Below are 17,506 nucleotides of genomic sequence, written 5' to 3' on the forward strand. Positions count from 1 at the left end.
ACGGGTTGACACTGCGAGCGTAACGTGAAGGTCATGGATCTCGGTATACAAGGAAAAACAGCACTCATCTCCGGCGCCGATTCGGGTATCGGCTGGCACACGGCACGTCTCCTTCTCGCTGAGGGCGCAACCGTCGTCATCACTGACAAAGACCAGCAGAGCCTCGACACGGCCGCTAGCGAACTGAACGCGCCCGACGGCGCGCTGCACGCCTTCGCCGCAGACATCACCGACGTGGCATCGATCGCCGCCCTGCACGACAAAGTGACCGGGGTTGTCGGCGACATCGATATTCTGGTTCAGTCGGCTGGCATCACGGGAGCCCAAGGCCTCTTTCATGAGATCGACGACGAGGGCTGGACCTCGACGATCGAGGTCGACCTGATGGGCCCCGTGCGACTCGTCTCGGCGTTTCTGCCGAGTCTGCGCAAGGGCGGCTGGGGCCGGCTTGTGTTCGTCGCCTCTGAAGACGCCGTGCAGCCCTATGACGACGAGCTGCCCTACTGCGCGGCGAAGGCCGGCATCCTCGCCCTGGCGAAGGGCCTCTCCCGCAGCTACGCCCTCGAGGGGCTGCTCGTGAACTGCGTGAGCCCGGCCTTCATCCACACGCCCATGACCGACGCGATGATGGAGAAACGGGCCGACCAGCAGGGCACCGACGTCGACGAGGCCATCGAAAGCTTTCTCGACGAAGAACGCCCGTACATGGAACTCAAGCGGCGCGGCGAGCCAGAGGAGGTGGCGAATGTCATCGCGTTCCTCTGCTCAGAGGCCGCCAGCTTCGTGAACGGTTCGAACTACCGCGTCGACTCCGGCTCGGTCGCCACGATCTAGACCGCCAGCCGCCAACACCCCCTGCCCGGTCATCCGGTCGGGCCATCCCCACGATTCACACCAGAAAGGCACACCATGTCTACGACAACCATCGAACGCGACGTTCACGTTCCCGCCGACGGCGGACCGAAGAGCACGCGCCGACAGAACGCCGAGCGCGGCTTCAAAGCGCCCAAAGAGCTCACCGACGCGCTGCAGCAGGTACTGGTCGACCTCATCGAACTGCACGTTCAGGGCAAGCAGGCGCACTGGAATGTCGTCGGCAAGAACTTTCGAGACCTTCACCTGCAGCTCGACGAGATCATCGATGCAGCTCGTGAATTGAGCGACACCGTCGCTGAGCGTATGCGTGCGTTGCATGCGGTTCCGGATGGCCGTTCCGACACGGTCGCGGCCACGACGACGTTGCCCGAGTACCCCAACGGCGAGATCGACACCGCCGAGACCGTCGACCTGGTGACGGTTCGCATCGAGTCTGTCGTCGGAACCATGCGCGACGTTCACGACGCCGTCGACGAGGCCGACCCGACCAGTGCAGACATTCTGCACGCCATCATCCAGCAACTCGAGCAGTACGCGTGGATGGTATCGGCCGAGAACCGCAAGGCGACCGCCAAGTAGAGCCACAAAACACGAAACCCGCGAACACCGGCCTCGACGGGCTGGTCTTCGCGGGTTTCGTGTTCAGCTCGGCGTGCCGCGCGGCTCAGGCCTCACCGAAGCCCGACTCGATGAGCCCGGCCAGCGCATCGAGCGCGTCGGTACCCGATTGATCGGCGGTGCTGAGCGTGGCGGTCGCCCCGCGCACGAGCCCGAGCGACATGATGCCCAGCAGGCTCTTCGAGTCTTTGCCGTTGATGGTTACCTTCGCGGCGAAGGTGTTCGCGAGTTTCACGAACTCTGCCGCAGGGCGAGCGTGCAGTCCGTCTTTGTTGACGATGCTCACCGTTCGGACGAGCGAACCAGAGGCGCCTCGGGCCGCGTCGACACTGCCGCCCGCCGCACCGTCGGTGTCACCCGGGGTGCCCGCCAGGGCATCCGGAGCCTCACCGAACGAACCGCGCGCACTCTCAGCCGCCGCAACGACCTCATCGAGCGCGCCACCCGTCTCGGCGGTCACCGACGCTGCCACCGCGCCCTCGACCAGCGGCGCGTCGACGATGCGCACACGCTCGCGCACCTCGTCGTCGAGAAAGTCGAGCGCTGTCTCGGCGGTCAGAATGGCCGAGCCAAGGTCGCAGAGCACCACGACCCCGACGCCGGAGTCGACCTCGGCGATGGCCTTCGTCACCTTCTCGAAGCTGGTGCCGATTCCGCCCTCGTCGGTGCCGCCGGCCGCAGCCATCGCCGTCGCCGGCGCCATCTGCGACGCGAGTTCGATGAGGCCCGCCGCGATCTTCTCGCTGTGCGAGACGAACACCAGGCCCACCTTGCCGTCGACTGCCGCCACGCTAGGCGCCGGGGCTTTCGACCAGGCTGAAGCCGGGCTGCGCCGCGTCGGATGCCGCACGCAGCATCAGCGCCGACGACTGCGACCCGGGGTCGCGGTGCCCAATGGCCCGCTCGCCGAGGTAACTCGCCCGGCCCTTGTGGGCCACGAGTGGCTCGGTCGACTCGGCACCCTTCTCGGCGGCATCGGCTGCGGCCAGCAGAATCTCAGGCTCACTCTTGCCGTCGGCCTCCGCTGCCGTTGCAGCGTCGACCGCCGGGCTCCACGCGTCGATCATGGTCTTGTCGCCCACAGCGGCCTTGCCGCGGAGCACTACGCCGTCGCGCGCAGCCGTCAGCAGCGCCACGATGGCCGCACCGTCGAGCTCAGCTTCTTTGCCGACGGCCTGCGCCGCCTTCAGAAAAGCCGTGCCCACCAGCGGCCCCGATGCCCCACCCACGGTGGAGATGAGGGTCGTGGCGACGAGTTTGAGGGCATCACCCGGTAGAGCGTCAGCCGGCAGCGCGTCGAGCTTCACGATCACGGCGCTGAACCCCCTGTCGAGGTTCTCTCCGTGGTCTCCGTCGCCGATCTCCCGGTCGAGGGTGATCAGCTCCACTCTGTGCTCGGCGATCACGCGCGCGCTCAGCCTGATCCAGTCGGTCACCCAGGTGATGCCCAGTGTCATGCGTATACTACCTTCCCCACCGAAGCGCGGCGGTCTGCACGGGGGCATCCCACAGCTCGGTGAGTTCGTCGTCGAGTTTCAGAACGGTGATGGATGCCCCCTGCATCTCGAGCGAGGTGACGAAGTTGCCCACGAGCGTGCGCGACACCGTGATGCCCTTCTCGGCCAGTACCTCGGCCGCGCGACGGAACAGAATGTACAGCTCCACCTGCGGGGTGCCGCCCATGCCATTCACGAACAGCAGCACCTGGTCTCCGGAGGCGAAGGGCAGGTCTTCGAGAATCGGCGCGAGCAGGCGGTCGACAATGGCGTCGGCCGGCTCGAGCTTGATGCGTGCACGACCCGGCTCGCCGTGGATGCCGATACCGATCTCGATCTCGTCTTCTGGCAGGTCGAAGCTCGGCTCGCCGGCGTGCGGCACCACAGGCGCGGTCAGCGCGACACCCATCGACCGCGTCTGCGCGTTGACCTTGGTGGCGACGGCCGCGACGGCGTCGAGATCGTCACCGCGTTCGGCAGCGGCGCCCGCGATCTTCTCGACCAGAACGGTGCCGGCGACACCGCGTCGGCCGGCGGTGTAGAGCGAGTCCTTCACGGCGACGTCGTCGTCGACGATGACGGTACGCACGTCGATGTCTTCGGCACCGGCCAGATCGGCGGCGGTCTCGAAGTTCAGTACGTCTCCGGTGTAGTTCTTCACGATGTGCAGAACGCCTGCTCCGCCGTTGACGGCGATCGTGGCGGCGAGAATCGGGTCGGGCGTGGGCGAGGTGAACACCGGGCCGGGAACGGCGGCATCGAGCATCCCGAAGCCGACGAATCCGCCGTGCAGGGGTTCGTGCCCACTGCCGCCACCGCTCACGATGCCGACTTTGCCCGGGGTGGGGGCGTCTTTTCTCACGATGAAAATGGGGTCGTACGACACCGTGACGAGGTCGGGGTGAGCCGCCGCGATTCCGGCGACCGCTTCGGCCACCACGTTCTTCGGATCATTGATGAGTTTCTTCATTGAAATTCCTTCGCTATCGGCGATCCAGTTCACTCAATCTACGCCAAAAAAGCCCAGCGCCAGTAGAGTGACGGGCATCGCCGCATTCGAACAGATGCGGCACGTACAAAGGGGTCGACATGAATGGTTTGGGTCTTGATTTCGTTTCGGAGCTGGTAGGCACAGCTCTGCTGGTACTCCTGGGAACAGGAGTCGTCGCAAACGTCGCACTCACGAAGTCGAAAGGCTTCAACGGCGGCACCCTGATGGTCAACTTCGGCTGGGGCCTCGCCGTCTTCGCCGGCGTCATCGTCTCCTACGCCTCCGGCGCCCACCTCAACCCCGCCGTCACCCTCGGCCTCGTCGCCAACGGAGCGAAAACCTTCGGCTCAGGCAACGCCCAAGTCGACGTGAACATCGCCACCGTGCTCGTGTTCATCCTCGCCCAACTCCTCGGCGCCATCATCGGAGCCTGCTTCACCTGGCTCGCCTACAAACAGCACTTCGACGAAGAACCCGAACCCGCCAACAAACTCGGCGTCTTCTCCACCGGCCCCTCCATCCGCAGCTACGGCTGGAACCTCGTCACCGAGATCATCGGCACCTTCGTACTCGTGTTCGTCGTCATCGGCTTCGGCCGCAACGGCTCCGCCGCCGGCCTCGCCTCCCTCGGCGCCCTACCCGTAGCCCTACTCGTCATCGGCATCGGCGCCTCCCTCGGCGGCCCCACCGGCTACGCCATCAACCCCGCCCGCGACCTCGGCCCCCGACTCGCACACGCCTTCCTCCCCATCAAAGGCAAAGGCCCCTCAGACTGGTCCTACTCCTGGGTACCCGTCGTCGGCCCCATCATCGGCGGAGTCATCGCCGGCCTCGTCGCCGGCCCACTCCTCCCCATCCTCACCACATAACCCCACCTCCTCGCTGAATGAAGAAACGCCCCAAGACTTCTGTTTTGGGGCGTTTTCGACTCCCGCTGCCCTTCGAACAGAGCCTGGCAGCACGCGGAGATGGTCAGCGGTTGGTGGCGGAGACCCAGAGGTCGAGCTTGGCGGCGGCGGCGCCCGAGTCGATAGCGTGGGCGGCGGTGAGCATGTGGGCGGCGAAACGTTCCACGATGCCGCGCTGCGACTCCGACGGGTCGCGGGCCAGGTCGAAGGCGACGAGGCCCGCCGCCGCGTTCAGCAGCACGATGTCTCGCACGGGCCCGGTGTCTCCCGAAAGAACGCGCCGCACCGTCTCGGCGTTCGCATCAGGTGAGCCGCCGCGAAGATCATCGATGCGCGCGCGGGCGATGCCGAGGTCACGCGGGTCGAGGTCGTGCTCGGTCACAGCACCCCTCGACACCTCCCAGATGTGGCTATGCCCTGTTGTGGTCAGTTCGTCAAGCCCGTCATCGCCCCGAAGAACCAGCGCGGTCGCTCCGCGGGTCTGAAAGACGCCCACAAAGAGCGGAACGCGGTCGAGCTGTGCCACCCCGACAACAGACGCTTCGGGCCGAGCCGGGTTGCAGAGTGGGCCGAGAAAGTTGAACACCGTCGGAATTCCGAGCTCGCGGCGAACCGCGCCGGCGTGCCGAAAACCGGGGTGGAACTTGGCGGCGTACGCGAACGTGATACCGGCTTCGGTCAGTACTCGAGCCACCTCAGAACCCTCAAGATCGAGGTTCAACCCGAGGGCAGCAAGCACATCAGAAGAGCCGGCGAGTGAGCTAGCGGCTTTGTTGCCGTGCTTCACGACGGGCACGCCGGCTGCGGATGCCACTATCGACGCCATTGTGGAGACATTCACGGTGCCGAATCGGTCACCTCCGGTGCCCACAATGTCGAGGGCGAACGGGTCGACCACCAGCGGCATCGCGTGCTCGAGAATCGCATCCCGAAAACCGACGACCTCGTCGACCGTCTCGCCCTTCGCCCGCAGGGCCACCAGGAACCCGGCTACCTGAGCAGGTGTCGCAGAGCCCTCCATGATCTCGTTCATCGACCATGTGGCGTCGGCCACCGAGAGGTCTTTCGCCTCGAGAAGCGACGAGATTATGTGAGACCAACTCTGTTCGGGTGCCATATCAGCGATCATAAAGCGTTGCTGAGGGAAGACACGCCGGGCCCGAGTTCTACAGAGTGTGTAAATGCCCAACGCGCGATAAGAAATCGGACATAATGGAAGTTGTGACGAGCAACTCGATGACCCAAACTCCCACCGCGCCCCTGGTGCAGCGGCCCAATGTCGTGGCCGTCGGCACGATCGTCTGGCTCGGCAGCGAGGTGATGTTCTTTGCTGGCCTCTTCGCCATCTACTTCACGCTGCGCTCGACGTCTCCTGAACTGTGGAGCACCGAGACCGGTCATTTGAACGTACCGTTCGCAACCGTGAATACGCTGATTCTCGTATCGTCGTCGTTCACGTGCCAGTTCGGAGTGTTCGCCGCCGAGCGACTGCAGGCGCGCGCTACGGGCTGGAAGCCCACGCAGTGGGGCATGGTCGAGTGGTTCTTCCTCACCTATGTTCTGGGCGCGCTCTTCGTCTCCGGCCAGGTCTGGGAGTACTCGAACCTCGTTCAAGACGGCATCACCCTCTCGTCGTCGGCCTACGGCTCGGCTTTCTACCTGACCACCGGTTTTCACGCCCTGCACGTCACCGCCGGACTCTTCACCTTCCTCCTCATGATCGGTCGCGCCTTCGGCGTCAAGAACTTCGGTCATCGTGAGGCCACCAGCGCCATCGTCGTGTCGTACTACTGGCACTTCGTCGATGTGGTCTGGATCGGCCTGTTCCTCGTCATCTACGTGCTGAAGTAGCAGCGTCCGTCGTGGCCCGAAAGATTTTGCCCCAAAAGAGAGTTGAGAGAATGGCCCGCACTTCGAAGAAAGCGAACAGACGGCACCCGCTTGCAACCGTCGTGCTGATCGCGATCGGGCTGGCCTTCACCGGCGGCGGTTACGCCCTGTTCACCAGTACGGCGACAGCGAACACCGACACGGCCTCGTCACAGACCACGGTCGATGAAGGCAGCAAGCTGTTCGCATCGAACTGCGCCACCTGCCACGGCATGAACCTGCAGGGCACCGCAGCCGGCCCAAGCCTGCTCGGCGTCGGTGCAGCATCCGTCGACTTCCAGGTGGGTACCGGGCGCATGCCGCTCGCCATGCAGGGCCCGCAGGCCATGCAGAAGCCGGCACAGTTCACGGCAGACCAGACCGCCGCACTCGCCGCCTACGTCGCCTCGCTCTCACCCGGCCCGGCCGTGCCGACCGACGACCAGCTGACCAACACCGGTAACGCTACAAACGGTGGTGAGCTGTTCCGCATCAACTGCGCCATGTGCCACAACGTGGCCGGCGCGGGCGGCGCGCTCACCGAGGGCAAGTTCGCACCCGAGCTGACCGGGGTGGAATCGAAGTACATCTACGAAGCCATGCTCACCGGCCCGCAGAACATGCCCGTCTTCAACGATCACAACATCACCCCCGAAGACAAACGCGACATCATCACCTACTTGAAGTACCTGCAGAACAACCCGTCGCCGGGCGGATTCGACCTCGGCAACCTGGGCCCGGTGGCCGAGGGCCTGTTCATCTGGATCTTCGGCATCGGCGCGGTTGTCGCAATGACAATCTGGCTCACAGCAAAGTCGAACTAGAACCCTCGCCCCGCATCTCCTGCAACACATTCTTTAGGCTCGAAAGGGAACACCATGGCACACGACGACAGCAGCGGTAAGGATCTCGCTGCCACCTCGTCTGGGGCAGGCGGCTTGTCGCTCGACCGCGACCTCGTACCGTCGAAGCAGGTCTCGGGCGGTCTGGCCGTCATCAGTGACGACAACCTCCCCGACCCGGGTCTTCCGCCGCACCGCAAGCGAGTCACCGACCAAGACCCGAAGAAGGCGAGCACCGCCCAACGGCAGGTCTACACCCTCTTCTACCTGTCGATCGCCGGCAGTATCTTCGCCATCGCGGCGTACATGGCATTCCCCATCAACGCGAATGACCCTGGCTCGGTACGACTGAACACGGTGTTCCTCGGCCTCGGCATCACGCTGGCGCTCATGGGCATCGGCCTTGGCGCGGTGCACTGGGCGAAGACCCTCATGCACGACGAAGAGGGCATCGACATCCGTCACCCCGTTCGCAGCAGCGACGAGGTACGAGCTCGTGCGGTGGAGATCTTCCACGAGGGCAACGTCGAGTCGGGTTTCGGCCGTCGTTCGCTCATTCGCAACAGCCTTATCGGCGCGCTGGTGGCTTTTCCGCTGCCGGCGGTCATTCTCTTCCGCGGCCTTGGCCCGCAGAACGAGGTGCCGTCAGAGTTGCTCTCCCACACCATGTGGAAAGCTGGCGCACGCCTCACGCTCGACCCCTCCGGCCTTCCCATCAAGGCCTCCGATGTGACACTGGGCTCGGCCTTCCACATCATTCCCGAGGGTCTCAACGACGCCCCCGACCGGCTCGAGCAGAAGGCGAAAGCTGCCGTACTGCTCATGCGGGTCAACCCTGCTGACCTCAACGTCAGCGCCGGCCGCGAGAGCTGGAACTACGACGGCATCGTCGCGTACTCCAAGATCTGCACGCACGTCGGTTGCCCGGTGGCCCTGTTCGAACAGCAGACACACCACCTTCTCTGCCCCTGCCACCAGTCCACGTTCGACGTGAACAACGAGTGTGAGGTCATCTTCGGCCCGGCCAAGCGGCCGCTGCCCCAGTTGCCCATCACGGTCGACGGCGAGGGCTACCTCATTGCACAGAGTGACTTTCACGAGCCAGTCGGCCCAAGTTTCTGGGAGCGTTCATGAGTACCATCGAAAGAAGCACCGCCCCCGGCCCCGGCCCTCTCGAGTCGGGCCCCACCGAGGCACCGGCCCAGGCCGAAGCCCCGAAGATCTCCAACGCACCATCCGCTCGCTTCACGTCGATCGCAGCGAACTACATTGACGAACGCACGAGCATCTCGGCTGTCGTCAAGGAGTTCGGTCGCAAGATCTTCCCCGACCACTGGTCGTTCATGCTGGGTGAGGTGGCGCTGTACAGCTTCGTCATCATCATTCTGACCGGAACATTCCTGACATTCTTCTTTCAGGCATCCATGGCTCCCGTCACGTACGACGGCAGCTTCGTGCCCCTGAAGGGTGTCGAGATGTCGTCGGCCATGTCGTCGACTCTGAACATCTCGTTCGAGATTCGCGGCGGCTTGCTCGTGCGCCAGATCCACCACTGGGCTGCACTGCTGTTCATCGCCTCCATCGGCCTGCACATGCTGCGCATCTACTTCACCGGCGCGTTCCGGAAGCCCCGTGAGCTGAACTGGGTCATCGGGTTCATTCTGTTCATCCTGGCTCTGGCCGAAGGCTTCACGGGCTACTCGCTTCCTGACGACCTGCTCTCGGGCAACGGCCTCCGCATCATTGATGGCATGGTGAAGGGTGTACCGTTCGCGGGCTCCTGGTTGTCATACCTGATCTTCGGCGGCGAATTCCCGGGCGAACAGATCGTGGGGCGGTTGTACACGCTGCACATACTTTTGCTGCCGGCCATCATCGTGGCGTTGATCGCGCTGCACCTGGTGTTCGTCGTGGTTCACAAGCACACGCAGTACGCGGGCCCCGGCAAGACAAACGAGAACGTCATCGGCTACCCGGTGCTTCCCGTCTACGCAGCCAAGGCCGGTGGATTCTTCTTCATCGTCTTCGGCATCGTGGCGCTGATCGCTTCGTTCTTCACCATCAACCCCATCTGGAACTACGGGCCATACGACCCCTCCCCTGTTTCGGCAGGAACCCAGCCCGACTGGTACATCGGCTTTGCCGATGGTGCTCTGCGGCTCATTCCGCCGGGACTCGAGGCCGTCATCTGGGGCCACACGTATTCGTTCAACATTCTGATTCCCATCGCGGTGCTCGGTCTGTTCATCGTCACCGTGCTGATCTACCCGTTCATCGAAGGCTGGGTGACCGGCGATCGCCGCGAGCACCACATCCTCGACCGCCCGCGCAACGCTCCCACCCGCACGGCCATCGGTGCCGCCGGTGTCACGTTCTACGCAGCCCTCTGGGCCGCGGCGAGCTCCGACATCATCGCTACACACTTCCAGCTGTCGATCGAGGCCGTGATCCACACGATCCAGGCAACGGTCATCCTCGGCCCGATCATTGCGTACTTCGTCGCGAAGCGAGTGTGTCTCGCTCTGCAGAAGAAAGACCGTGAGATCGCGCTGCACGGCTTCGAGTCGGGCCGTATCGTTCGACTGCCGGGTGGCGAGTACATCGAGGTTCACCAAGACGTCGACGAGTATGAGCGATGGAAGCTGGTGTCGTTCAACGAGTACAAGCCGCTGATGATCCGCCCGAACGCTCGCGGCAAGATCACGCAGACCCAGCGTTTGCGTGGTCGCATGTCGAACTGGTTCTTCGAAGATCGCATCGCCCCGGTTCGAAAGACCGACGTCGAGCGCCAGTCGCAACACCACTAGGCAGTACCGCAGCACCTGTAACGCGGCAAAATAACGCTGTGTCAGAAGTCCCTCTCCCTCATCGGGAGGGGGACTTCTTCGTTCTGCCGTAAGCATTCAGTGCCAACTGCATCTCTACAGGCATGACAACGAAAAAGTTCTTACTGGCAACGACGCTCTGCGCCGCTGTCGTGCTGGGCGGGCTCGGCTCCGGGGCCGCTGCATTTGCTGACGAGCCGAGCGGCTGGCACGGCGGCGGCGGTGCGGTAGACGATCCCAGCACCGGCGGTGGGCCGCTCGACGACTCGTCGGGCAAATTGGTGATCTACGAGCCTGCACCAAAAGATGCGACCCCACGCCCCACACCGCCGGGCTTTCGACTGCCCCTGCCCGGGATGACTCCGCGAGAGGATTCTTCGAGCGGAGCAGGCGGCGCCCGGTCATCGAAGGGCGGAGACAAATCCACGGGAGGTGACAAATCGGCGCCTGACGAGCCGACCGACTTCATCAACCCGTTCGCCGGAACTAAGGGAGCCAAGACCCCAACGACCCTCGATGTGTTTCGGCCAGGAGCTGACGCCGACAGTTTCGACCGAGTCACGCTCACGACGTCGAAAGACCTGGCGAAGCTTGCATCAGTCGAGCCGATCACCGGCAAGATGGGACCGGGCATGTTCGTGCAAACCGGTGTCTCGATCTCGTTCACGAGTGATGTGATGTCATCGGCAGCTGACGTCACACAGGCCATCTTCACCCTCAGCCGGGGTGGCATCTCGTCGTGCAAACGCAGCGACGCGACCTTTGTCTGCACGTTCACGAAGCAACGGCAGTCACGCTCGCGACCCACCATAGACACAACAGGCATCGCCGACTTCGCCCCACCCGCCGGAGACGAGCAGCCGGTACCGCTCTGCACCGGGCAGGCCCGCGATGGCGGATTCGGCATCGCCACCATCATTTCGGTGGCCGATGTGTCGTGCGATGCGTCTGCCGACGTTGCGCCGGTTGGTCTCGAGATCGGTCACCTGTACACCGACCCGGCGCTCGGCATCCCCACGGTGCGACCGGGAGACGGCAGCATCGTCTACGACGCCCCGCAGTCCGCCCAGGGCCAGTACGTCACCATGCAGGCATGGGCGGTCGCCGCCGATGGCACCACATCGTGGCCGTTCTACGTCGCCATCCGCAACCGATACGCACCGGAGGCGAAGCCGCAGACGACGATTGAGGCCGTGCGCGGAGTCGACACCGTCATCCCAGCCCGCTCGCTGTTCTCCGACGAAGACGTCGACCTCTACGGAGCCGAAAGTGGTGACCACCTCACCTCGACGGTCACGTCGAACGCAGCCGAGGGCGGCGCGTGGTTCGATGGAGCGGGCAACCTGCACTTCCAGTCGATCGACGTCATTCACGGCGACTACACCGACCACGTGACGGTGAAGGCGGTCGACGCGTTCGGCCTGCCCTCCCCCGAGCTCACGCTCACCGTTCACGTCTCCGACCTGATGCCGGGCTGTGCCACGTCGGGCACGACCACCGATACGGTGACACCGGTGCGCATCGAGCTGCGTTGCTGGATCACCCCTGTCGCCGGGTGGCGACAGATCGCGGGGCTCGACTACAGCCTTGTCGAGGCTCCGGCGTTCGGAACTCTCAGCGCGGTCGACCCGGTCTCGGGCACGGCTACCTACACACCAGACCCGGCACATGCCGGCCCGGTGAGCCTCACGTTTCGAGCAGACAACAACGGAGCATCCAGAGACGCCGTATTTACCGTCAACGTGACCTCGGCGCCGTGATGATCAGTCGCTGAGCGACGACTTCTCGGCGCATTTGTCGAGAAGTCACGAAGAAGCCCCCGCGAGCATCCGGTTGAGGATGCCCACGGGGGCTTCTTTCGTGCCTGAAAGCGGCTCTAGCGGGCGAAAAAGCCCCGGTAGTACTCATAGGTCCAGCCGATGATGGCGATGAGGATGAGTGACACACCGATGAAGCAGATCCACGTGCCGACGGCGAGGCCGGCGAAGAAGATCGCCAGCGAACCACCGAGAACGATGGGCCACCAGCTCCACGGGCTGTAGAAACCCATCTCAGGGTCGCCATCGTCGATGTTCGAGTCGGTCATGTCTTCGGGCAGCTCGCCGCCCTGGGCACCGTGCACGCGGCCGAGGTAGAACGCGAGGAACGCGCCGAGAATAGCGCCGAGCGCTATACCCAGCGTGCCGACCCACTCGACCTTGCCGTACGACACGAGCGACCAGAACACGTAGACCGCGTCGGCGAGGATGAAGAAGCCCGCGAGGATCCAGAAGACGTTGATATTGGCGCGCACGGTACTACTTCACCTTCTCAGTCTGAATGTCGTACGTCGGTGCGTCGGGCGCATCTCTCGCCGGGCCCACTCCGACCGGCACGCCGGCCTCGGGGTGGTTCAAGTCGAATGCAGGAGACTCGCTGCGAATACGGGGAATCGAGGTGAAGTTGTGGCGAGGAGGCGGACAGGAGGTAGCCCACTCGAGCGAGCGGCCGTAGCCCCACGGGTCGTTCACAGTGACCTTCGGAGCGTTTCGGGCCGTGATGTACACGTTCAAGAAGAACGGGATCATCGACGAGGCCAGCAGGAAGGCGCCGACGGTGGAGATCTGGTTCATCCAGGTGAAGCCGTCGTCGGGTGAATACGTCGCGTAGCGACGGGGCATGCCCACCACTCCGAGCCAGTGCTGGATGAGGAACGTGGTGTGGAACCCGATGAACAGCAGCCAGAAGTGCCACTGGCCGAGCTTCTCGTTCAGCATCTTGCCTGTCCACTTCGGCCACCAGAAGTAGAAGCCGGAGAACATGGCGAACACGACGGTACCGAACACCACGTAGTGGAAGTGCGCAACGACGAAGTACGAGTCAGACACGTGGAAGTCAAGCGGCGGCGATGCCAGGATCACACCGGTGAGACCACCGAACGTGAAGGTGATGAGAAAGCCGATGGCCCACATCATGGGTGTTTCGAACGTGACCGAACCGCGCCACATCGTACCGACCCAGTTGAAGATCTTCACACCCGTCGGCACCGCAATGAGCATGGTCATCAGGGCGAAGAACGGCAGCAGCACCGAACCGGTGACGTACATGTGGTGAGCCCACACCGTGACCGAGAGGGCGGCGATCGAGATGGTCGCGTAGACGAGCGTCTTGTAGCCGAAGATGGGCTTCCGGCTGAAGACCGGCAGAACCTCGGAGATGATACCGAAGAAGGGCAGCGCGATGATGTACACCTCGGGGTGCCCGAAGAACCAGAAGAGATGCTGCCAGAGCAACACACCGCCGTTGGCCGCGTCGTAGATGTGACCGCCGAACACGCGGTCGACGCCGAGCGCCGAGAGCGCAGCGGCGAGAACCGGGAAGGCCATCAGAACGAGGATGGACGTGACGAGGATGTTCCAGGTGAAGATGGGCATGCGGAACATGGTCATACCGGGGGCACGCATCGTGATGATGGTCGTGATGAAGTTCACCGCGCCGAGGATGGTGCCGAACCCGCTGAGCACGAGCCCGAACACCCAGAGATTCCCGCCGTCTCCCGGCGTGAACGTTGTACTCGACAAGGGCGCATAGGCGAACCAGCCGAACGACGCAGCGCCCTGGGGGGTGAGGAACCCAGCGACCACGATGGCCGAGCCGAAGGTGTAGAGCCAGAAAGCCAGACCGTTCAGACGCGGGAACGCGACATCCGGAGCACCGATCTGCAGCGGCATGAGCACGTTGGCGAAACCGGCGAACAGTGGTGTCGCGAACATGAGCAGCATGATGGTGCCGTGCATGGTGAAGAGCTGGTTGTACTGGTCTTTGGTTGCCAGCAGCTGCTCACCGGGCTCGAAGAGCTGAGCCCGAATGACGAGTGCCATCACTCCGCCGAGGCAGAAGTAGATGAACGACTCGATGAGGTACATGTACCCGATGGTCTTGTGGTCGGTGGAGGTGATCCACTTGACCAGAACGTTGCCTTTACGTTCGACCGGGGTGGTCTTGGGGGCGGTTAGGGTCGTCATCGTCGCCTTCTACTTCGCGCTGCTGCTGGTCGACTCCGCGAGCGGAGACGTGGTGCCCGGGAGGTTTGTGTTGCGGTTGTAGTCGTCACCGAGCTGGCCAGTGTTGCCTTCAGCCGCAAGCTGAGCCGTGTACGCGTCGTAGTCGGCTTGCGACACGACCTTCACGTTGAACAGCATGTCGGAGTGGTACTCGCCACACAGCTCGGCGCACTTGCCAGCGTATGTTCCGATTCGCTCAGGCGTGACGTACATGTAGTTCGTCTTGCCGGGGATCATGTCTTTCTTGTACAGAAAGTCGATGACCCAGAACGAGTGGATGACGTCGCGGGAGTGAAGCTCGATGGTGATCTTCTTGTCGACGGGCAGAACGAGCGTGGGGATCTGGCTCTCAACGAGCGCGCCGTTCGCGTCGTTGGGGTCGGCCTGCGCCTGCACACCCGCCGTGTAGACGTTCTGGTTCACGTAGTTGAAGTCCCAGGCCCACTGCTTGCCGTAGACCGAGATGACCTGGTCGGGCTGCGCGTAGGGCTGCTCGATGTCGGCCTGGTCTTTCGCGGTGAAGGCGAAGAAGCCGAGCACCAGGATGAGCGGCACGATCGTGTAGAAGATCTCGATGGGCATGTTGTACCGAAGCTGGATGGGCAGGCCCGTCTGGCCCTTGCGGCGACGGAACACCACCACGGCCCAGATCGTGAGGCCCCAGGTGATGATTCCCACGGCGAGGAGAACGATCCACGACGTGACCCAGAGGCCCGTGACCTTGTCGGTGTTGTTGGTGGTACCGGGTTCGGCTGGCAGGAAGCCCTGCAGCTGCTGCTGCGAGCAGCCCGCAAGCAGCAGACCCATGGTTACCATCACCGGGATGGCGACCCATCTAAGACGTCGGTTCGAGCGCACCTGTAACCCTTCGGAACTACTGCTGGCAAATCTTCTGTCAAGTGTATTTGACCCTGCCTAGCCTAACGCGTCGATTTCAGCGGCAATGTCTCACGACTCACCTGAGAAACTGCTCACTCGCGCATGTGAATCGGGTTAAAGCACCGATGGGGCCGCCATTTGGCAGCCCCATCGAGTGATGAAGAAGGGTTCTACTTGACGTAGAAAAATTTACCGCGGCGTGTGGCCGCAGCAGAATGAGGTAAGAGCAGGAGTCAGTGGAACGAGTCGCCACACGCGCAGCTGCCGCCGGCGTTCGGATTGTCGATGGTGAAGCCCTGCTTCTGGATGGTGTCTTCGAAGTCGATGGTGGCGCCCTCGAGGTACGGCACGCTCATCTTGTCGACGATGACCTCGACGCCGTCGAAGTCGACGACCCCGTCGCCGTCGAGCTGGCGCTCGTCGAAGTACAGCTGGTAGATGAGGCCTGAACAGCCGCCGGGCTGCACGGCCACGCGCAGGCGCAGGTCGTCACGACCCTCCTGGTTCAACAGGTTCTTGACCTTGAGCGCGGCGGCGTCGGTGAGACCGACCTTGTGCGCGGGGCTCTGCACCTCGGGTGCGAGGGTGATGGTGTCGCTCATGAGTGTCTCCTTACGGGTGACCGGCACGGATGCCCGGCACGGGTGACCAGAATTACTGAAATCCTAAACCTCCAACCTGCGAAGTCGGGCAATCATTCCGAATCGGGGTCAGAAATCGGTGAGCCGCTTCTCTGCCAGCCGTGACAGCAGCAGCGCTTCGGTGAGAATGGCCCGCTTGAACACGCCGAGGTGCAGCGATTCATTCGGGCTGTGCGCCCGCGTGTCGGGGTCTTCGACGCCGGTGACGAGAATCTGCGCCTCGGGAAAGACACGCACCAGGTCGGCGATGAATGGAATCGAGCCGCCGACCCCCGTCTCGACCGGGTCGACTCCCCAGGCGTCGGCCATGGCCTGCTTGGCCTCGGCCACCGCCCATCCGCTGGTGTCGACGAGAAATGCCTGACCGGTGTCGACGTCGCTGATCTCGAGGTGGGCACCGAAGGGGGCGTTGGCATAGAGGTGCGTCTTCAGGGCCTCGAAGGCGACCCGGGCATCCTGACCCGGAGCGATGCGCGCGCTGATCTTCACCGAGACCTGCGGCTGCAGCGTGTTCGACGCGTTCTGAACGCTGGGCGCGTCAATGCCGGTGACCGTGATGGCCGGCTTCGCCCAGAGGCGGCCGAGCAGGGGGCCCGTGCCGATGGGCGTGACCCCCGGCAGAAGCCCAGCGTCGACGATGAAGTCGGCGTCAGAGCTTTCGGGCACGGCCTCGCCCGACGAAGTAAGACCCTCGACGGCAACCGAACCGTCGGTCGTGTGCAGTGTCGACAGCAGCCGGATGGTCGCCAGCATGGCGTCGGGCGCTGCGCCGCCGAACATGCCGGAGTGCGAGGCGTGTGAGAGCGTCGAGACGGTGAGCTTCAGGGTGACGTTGCCGCGCAGGCTGATGGTGAGGGCCGGAGTGTCGATGTTCCAGTTGTCGGAGTCGGCGACGACGATGACGTCGGCGGCCAGCGCCTCCCGGTTCTGCTCGAGAAAGTCGGCGAACGAGCGCGAACCGAACTCTTCTTCGCCCTCGATGAAGACCACAAGACCGAGCTCGAGGTCGTCGCCATACGATTCGGCGAGGGCGCGCACAGCGGCCACGTGCGAGACGACACCCGCTTTGTCGTCTGCGGCGCCGCGGCCGTACAGGCGGTCGCCGCGTACGGTCGGTTCGAAGGGGGGCGAGTTCCAGTCGGCGTCGTTGCCGGGAGGCTGCACGTCGTGGTGCGCGTACAGCAGCACGGTGGGCTTGCCGTTGCGGGCGGTTCGCGTTGCCAGAACGGCAGGCTGGCCCGCCTCCCCTGTTTCGGTGTTCGCTCGCTTCACCGACACCGCGTCGAAGACGCCCGTCGCCTCGAAGAGTGCCGCAACAGCCTCGGCGCTCTGCGCCACTGCTGACGCATCGAAGCCGTCCCACGACACCGACGGAATGCGCACCAGGTCGCTCAGATCGGCGATGGCCACGGGCAGCCCTGCTGCAACAGATGAGCGGATACCCGCCTCGCGTTCGCTCGACTGGCTGTGTTTCTGCACCGAAGTGCCCTCTTGTTCGGTCATACGGGTAATCTTAAC

General features: G+C 63.8%; 17 protein-coding genes. 8 read left to right on the top strand and 9 right to left on the bottom strand.

The window, feature by feature from the left end; genetic code table 11:
• Window positions 1-33 precede the first annotated feature (33 nt).
• Window positions 34-834 carry an SDR family NAD(P)-dependent oxidoreductase gene (locus QN358_RS01190; RefSeq protein WP_323511252.1) on the top strand — a complete coding sequence of 267 codons (801 nt, stop codon included), beginning with the start codon at window positions 34-36 and terminating at the stop codon, window positions 832-834.
• 75 nt (window positions 835-909) lie between these two features.
• A complete protein-coding gene (locus QN358_RS01195; protein ID WP_323511253.1) occupies window positions 910-1,455 on the top strand; it encodes a DNA starvation/stationary phase protection protein in 546 nt (181 codons plus the stop codon).
• A gap of 85 nt (window positions 1,456-1,540) precedes the next feature.
• Here QN358_RS01195 and dhaM read toward each other — a convergent pair whose 3' ends face one another.
• From dhaM to dhaK, 3 genes are read right to left on the bottom strand one after another with little or no spacing between them, the layout of a single operon-like run.
• Window positions 1,541-2,284, bottom strand: coding sequence for a dihydroxyacetone kinase phosphoryl donor subunit DhaM (gene dhaM, locus QN358_RS01200; protein WP_323511255.1), 744 nt, complete (start codon window positions 2,282-2,284; stop codon window positions 1,541-1,543).
• Window position 2,285: 1 nt separating this feature from the next.
• A complete protein-coding gene (dhaL, locus tag QN358_RS01205) occupies window positions 2,286-2,951 on the bottom strand; it encodes a dihydroxyacetone kinase subunit DhaL (RefSeq protein WP_323511257.1) in 666 nt (221 codons plus the stop codon).
• A gap of 7 nt (window positions 2,952-2,958) precedes the next feature.
• The gene (dhaK, locus tag QN358_RS01210; protein ID WP_323511259.1) at window positions 2,959-3,960 is read right to left on the bottom strand and encodes a dihydroxyacetone kinase subunit DhaK; all 1,002 of its coding nucleotides are present in this window, start codon (window positions 3,958-3,960) and stop codon (window positions 2,959-2,961) included.
• Between the two features lie 119 nt (window positions 3,961-4,079).
• On the opposite strand from dhaK, the gene QN358_RS01215 reads away from it, so the two are divergent.
• Window positions 4,080-4,850, top strand: a complete 771-nt coding sequence (locus QN358_RS01215) for an MIP/aquaporin family protein (RefSeq protein WP_323511261.1) — start codon at window positions 4,080-4,082, stop codon at window positions 4,848-4,850.
• 103 nt (window positions 4,851-4,953) lie between these two features.
• Here the strand turns inward: QN358_RS01215 and trpD are convergent, their stop codons facing one another.
• Complete coding sequence (gene trpD / locus QN358_RS01220) at window positions 4,954-6,006, bottom strand: anthranilate phosphoribosyltransferase (protein WP_136642697.1); 1,053 nt, start codon at window positions 6,004-6,006, stop codon at window positions 4,954-4,956.
• A 119-nt stretch (window positions 6,007-6,125) separates the two neighbouring features.
• Between trpD and QN358_RS01225 the strand changes: the two genes are divergently transcribed.
• From QN358_RS01225 to QN358_RS01245, 5 genes are all read left to right on the top strand, one after another.
• Window positions 6,126-6,740: a cytochrome c oxidase subunit 3 gene (locus QN358_RS01225; protein ID WP_237280418.1), complete on the top strand. Its 615-nt coding sequence runs from the start codon at window positions 6,126-6,128 to the stop codon at window positions 6,738-6,740.
• A gap of 50 nt (window positions 6,741-6,790) precedes the next feature.
• Window positions 6,791-7,582: a c-type cytochrome gene (locus QN358_RS01230; RefSeq protein WP_136642699.1), complete on the top strand. Its 792-nt coding sequence runs from the start codon at window positions 6,791-6,793 to the stop codon at window positions 7,580-7,582.
• Window positions 7,583-7,636: 54 nt separating this feature from the next.
• The gene (locus QN358_RS01235) at window positions 7,637-8,734 is read left to right on the top strand and encodes a ubiquinol-cytochrome c reductase iron-sulfur subunit (protein WP_136642700.1); all 1,098 of its coding nucleotides are present in this window, start codon (window positions 7,637-7,639) and stop codon (window positions 8,732-8,734) included.
• A complete protein-coding gene (locus tag QN358_RS01240) occupies window positions 8,731-10,407 on the top strand; it encodes a cytochrome b (protein ID WP_136642701.1) in 1,677 nt (558 codons plus the stop codon). The genes QN358_RS01235 and QN358_RS01240 overlap by 4 nt, the downstream gene beginning before the upstream one ends.
• A gap of 122 nt (window positions 10,408-10,529) precedes the next feature.
• Window positions 10,530-12,185, top strand: coding sequence for a hypothetical protein (locus tag QN358_RS01245; RefSeq protein ID WP_323511266.1), 1,656 nt, complete (start codon window positions 10,530-10,532; stop codon window positions 12,183-12,185).
• A gap of 116 nt (window positions 12,186-12,301) precedes the next feature.
• Here QN358_RS01245 and QN358_RS01250 read toward each other — a convergent pair whose 3' ends face one another.
• The 5 genes from QN358_RS01250 to QN358_RS01270 all read right to left on the bottom strand — a co-directional run bounded on the left by QN358_RS01250 (window position 12,302) and on the right by QN358_RS01270 (window position 17,491).
• A complete protein-coding gene (locus tag QN358_RS01250) occupies window positions 12,302-12,718 on the bottom strand; it encodes a cytochrome c oxidase subunit 4 (protein ID WP_136642703.1) in 417 nt (138 codons plus the stop codon).
• Window positions 12,719-12,722: 4 nt separating this feature from the next.
• Window positions 12,723-14,429: a cytochrome c oxidase subunit I gene (gene ctaD, locus QN358_RS01255; protein ID WP_323511270.1), complete on the bottom strand. Its 1,707-nt coding sequence runs from the start codon at window positions 14,427-14,429 to the stop codon at window positions 12,723-12,725.
• Between the two features lie 9 nt (window positions 14,430-14,438).
• Window positions 14,439-15,284, bottom strand: coding sequence for a cytochrome c oxidase subunit II (coxB, locus tag QN358_RS01260; RefSeq protein ID WP_237280424.1), 846 nt, complete (start codon window positions 15,282-15,284; stop codon window positions 14,439-14,441).
• 296 nt (window positions 15,285-15,580) lie between these two features.
• Window positions 15,581-15,949 carry an iron-sulfur cluster insertion protein ErpA gene (gene erpA, locus QN358_RS01265; protein WP_136642706.1) on the bottom strand — a complete coding sequence of 123 codons (369 nt, stop codon included), beginning with the start codon at window positions 15,947-15,949 and terminating at the stop codon, window positions 15,581-15,583.
• A 108-nt stretch (window positions 15,950-16,057) separates the two neighbouring features.
• Window positions 16,058-17,491, bottom strand: coding sequence for a dipeptidase (locus tag QN358_RS01270; protein ID WP_323511274.1), 1,434 nt, complete (start codon window positions 17,489-17,491; stop codon window positions 16,058-16,060).
• Window positions 17,492-17,506: the final 15 nt, after the last annotated feature.

The organism is Subtercola sp. RTI3 (assembly GCF_035018625.1).
In the GTDB taxonomy this organism is placed as follows: Bacteria; Actinomycetota; Actinomycetes; order Actinomycetales; family Microbacteriaceae; genus Subtercola; species Subtercola vilae.

Coding starts and splice junctions, on each gene's coding strand:
- QN358_RS01235 (WP_136642700.1), top strand. CDS start 7,637: ATGGCACACGACGACAGCAGCGGTAAGGATCTCGCTGCCACCTCGTCT.
- QN358_RS01245 (WP_323511266.1), top strand. CDS start 10,530: ATGACAACGAAAAAGTTCTTACTGGCAACGACGCTCTGCGCCGCTGTC.
- QN358_RS01190 (WP_323511252.1), top strand. CDS start 34: ATGGATCTCGGTATACAAGGAAAAACAGCACTCATCTCCGGCGCCGAT.
- QN358_RS01195 (WP_323511253.1), top strand. CDS start 910: ATGTCTACGACAACCATCGAACGCGACGTTCACGTTCCCGCCGACGGC.
- erpA (WP_136642706.1), bottom strand. CDS start 15,949: ATGAGCGACACCATCACCCTCGCACCCGAGGTGCAGAGCCCCGCGCAC.
- QN358_RS01215 (WP_323511261.1), top strand. CDS start 4,080: ATGAATGGTTTGGGTCTTGATTTCGTTTCGGAGCTGGTAGGCACAGCT.
- dhaK (WP_323511259.1), bottom strand. CDS start 3,960: ATGAAGAAACTCATCAATGATCCGAAGAACGTGGTGGCCGAAGCGGTC.
- coxB (WP_237280424.1), bottom strand. CDS start 15,284: ATGGTAACCATGGGTCTGCTGCTTGCGGGCTGCTCGCAGCAGCAGCTG.
- QN358_RS01225 (WP_237280418.1), top strand. CDS start 6,126: ATGACCCAAACTCCCACCGCGCCCCTGGTGCAGCGGCCCAATGTCGTG.
- dhaL (WP_323511257.1), bottom strand. CDS start 2,951: ATGACACTGGGCATCACCTGGGTGACCGACTGGATCAGGCTGAGCGCG.
- ctaD (WP_323511270.1), bottom strand. CDS start 14,429: ATGACGACCCTAACCGCCCCCAAGACCACCCCGGTCGAACGTAAAGGC.
- QN358_RS01270 (WP_323511274.1), bottom strand. CDS start 17,491: ATGACCGAACAAGAGGGCACTTCGGTGCAGAAACACAGCCAGTCGAGC.
- QN358_RS01230 (WP_136642699.1), top strand. CDS start 6,791: ATGGCCCGCACTTCGAAGAAAGCGAACAGACGGCACCCGCTTGCAACC.
- trpD (WP_136642697.1), bottom strand. CDS start 6,006: ATGGCACCCGAACAGAGTTGGTCTCACATAATCTCGTCGCTTCTCGAG.
- QN358_RS01240 (WP_136642701.1), top strand. CDS start 8,731: ATGAGTACCATCGAAAGAAGCACCGCCCCCGGCCCCGGCCCTCTCGAG.